Source organism: Streptomyces sp. URMC 127, from assembly GCF_051386535.1.
Taxonomy (GTDB): Bacteria; Actinomycetota; Actinomycetes; order Streptomycetales; family Streptomycetaceae; genus Streptomyces.
In genome coordinates this window covers 1-2,242 of the sequence record NZ_JBPQTW010000409.1, presented here as the reverse complement: position 1 = coordinate 2,242, position 2,242 = coordinate 1, and the positions used below count along the sequence as shown (strand labels likewise).

The window sequence follows — 2,242 nt, the reverse complement described above, 5'->3', positions numbered from 1 at the left end:
CAGCCACGACCGGTACTTCGTCGAGCGCACCACCGACAAGGTGTACGCCCTGCTCGGCGACCGGGGCGGAGGCGGGCTGCGCGGGTACGGCCTGGGTCGGCGGGTGCGCGGGGCCCGGCGCGGGCTGCTGCGGCGGGTAGCCGTACGAGGGGCTGGGTGCCCCGAAGCCCTGCGGCGGCTGGTTGGGCGGCTGGGGCGGGGGCGGTGTTGACATCAGCTTTCCTCGTTGCGGCGGGGCTGGCGGATGTTCTTTTTATCACCCGGTTCTGACGGGACACGGGTTGAGACCGGGCCGTGACGAGACTGTTGCCACGGCAGGACACCCGTGTCCCGTCCGCAACGGCTACGCGTCTTCGGCCAGTTCGAGCCAGCGCAGTTCCAGTTCGTCGCGCTCGCCCGCGAGCTCGCGCAGTTCCGCGTCGAGCTTGGCGACGGCCTCGAAGTCGGTGGCCTGTTCGGCGATCTGCGCGTGCAGCTTCGCCTCCTGCTCGCTGATGCGGTCCAGGCGGCGCTCGATCTTCTGCAGTTCCTTCTTCGCCGCGCGCGCGTCCGCGGCGGACTTCTGCGCCGGCGCGCCCGGCGCCGGGGCCGCGGCCGGAGCGGCGGCGGGCGCGGCGGCCTCGATCACGCGCTGCCGCCGCTCCAGGTACTCGTCCAGGCCGCGCGGCAGCATCCGCAGCGCCCGGTCGCCGAGCAGGGCGTACACCTTGTCGGTGGTGCGCTCGACGAAGTACCGGTCGTGGCTGATGACGATCATCGAGCCGGGCCAGCCGTCGAGGAGGTCCTCCAGCTGGGTCAGGGTCTCGATGTCGAGGTCGTTCGTCGGCTCGTCGAGGAAGAGGACGTTGGGCTCGTCCATCAGCAGGCGCAGGATCTGCAGGCGGCGGCGCTCACCGCCGGAGAGGTCGCCGACCGGCGTCCACTGCTTCTCCTTGGTGAAGCCGAACTTCTCGCACAGCTGGCCCGCGGTCATCTCCCGGCCCTTGCCGAGGTCCACGCGGTCGCGGACCTGCTGCACGGCCTCCAGCACCCGCTTGGCGGGGTCGAGTTCGCCGACCTCCTGCGAGAGGTAGGCCAGTTTGACGGTCTTGCCGACGACGACCTTGCCGGCCGCGGGCTGCTTCTCGCCCTCGGTGGCCGCCGCCTCGGCGAGCGCCCGCAGGAGCGAGGTCTTGCCCGCGCCGTTGACGCCGACGAGGCCGATGCGGTCGCCCGGGCCGAGCTGCCACGTCAGGTGCTTGATGAGTTCCTTGGGGCCGGCCTGGATGGTGACGTTCTCCAGGTCGAAGACCGTCCTGCCGAGGCGGGAGCTGGCGAACTTCATCAGCTCGGCGCTGTCGCGCGGCGGCGGCACGTCCGCGATCAGCTCGTTCGCGGCCTCGATGCGGAAGCGCGGCTTGCTGGTGCGGGCGGGGGCGCCGCGGCGCAGCCAGGCGAGCTCCTTGCGCATCAGGTTCTGCCGCTTGGCCTCCTCGGTCGCGGCGATGCGCTCGCGCTCGGCGCGCGCGAAGACGTAGTCGCTGTAGCCGCCCTCGTACTCGTGGACGACGCCGCGCTGCACGTCCCACATGCGCGTGCACACCTGGTCCAGGAACCAGCGGTCGTGCGTGACGCAGACCAGCGCCGAGCGGCGCTGCTGCAGGTGGCGGGCGAGCCAGGAGATGCCCTCGACGTCGAGGTGGTTGGTGGGCTCGTCGAGGACGATGAGGTCCTGGTCGGCGATGAGCAGCTTGGCGAGGGCGATGCGGCGGCGCTCGCCGCCGGACAGCGGGCCGATCACGGTGTCCAGGCCGTCGGCGAAGCCGGGCAGGTCCAGGCCGCCGAAGAGGCCCGTGAGCACGTCGCGGATCTTCGCGCTGCCGGCCCACTCGTGGTCGGCGAGGTCGCCGATCACCTCGTGGCGGATGGTGGCGGCGGGGTCGAGCGAGTCGTGCTGCGTGAGCACGCCGAGGTGCAGGCCGCCGGAGTGGGTGACGCGGCCCTTGTCGGCTTCCTCCAGCTTGGCGAGGATCCGGATGAGTGTGGTCTTGCCGTCGCCGTTGCGGCCGACCACACCGATCCGGTCGCCCTCGTTCACGCCGAGGGAGATGCCGTCGAGCAGTGCACGGGTGCCGTACACCTTGTCGACGGCTTCCAGATTGACGAGGTTGGCTGCCATGCCGCTCCTTGCGTGGGGTTCCTGGCTTCCAGGATCCCATGCCCGCCGGCAGCCACGGCGGGGGCGGCCCTGCCGGGCGGGGGC

The 2,242-nt window shown here is 71.8% G+C and carries 1 protein-coding gene and 1 pseudogene; both read right to left on the bottom strand.

Features of this window, described 5'->3' with window-relative positions:
* A pseudogene (locus ACSNOH_RS34530) lies at window positions 1-214 on the bottom strand (hypothetical protein); the annotation flags it as partial.
* Window positions 215-343: 129 nt separating this feature from the next.
* Window positions 344-2,158 carry an ABC-F family ATP-binding cassette domain-containing protein gene (locus tag ACSNOH_RS34525; protein ID WP_436725399.1) on the bottom strand — a complete coding sequence of 605 codons (1,815 nt, stop codon included), beginning with the start codon at window positions 2,156-2,158 and terminating at the stop codon, window positions 344-346.
* Between the last annotated feature and the right edge of the window lie 84 nt (window positions 2,159-2,242).

Excerpts from the sequence above, each read along its gene's own strand:
- ACSNOH_RS34525 (WP_436725399.1), bottom strand. The coding sequence starts at position 2,158 with ATGGCAGCCAACCTCGTCAATCTGGAAGCCGTCGACAAGGTGTACGGC.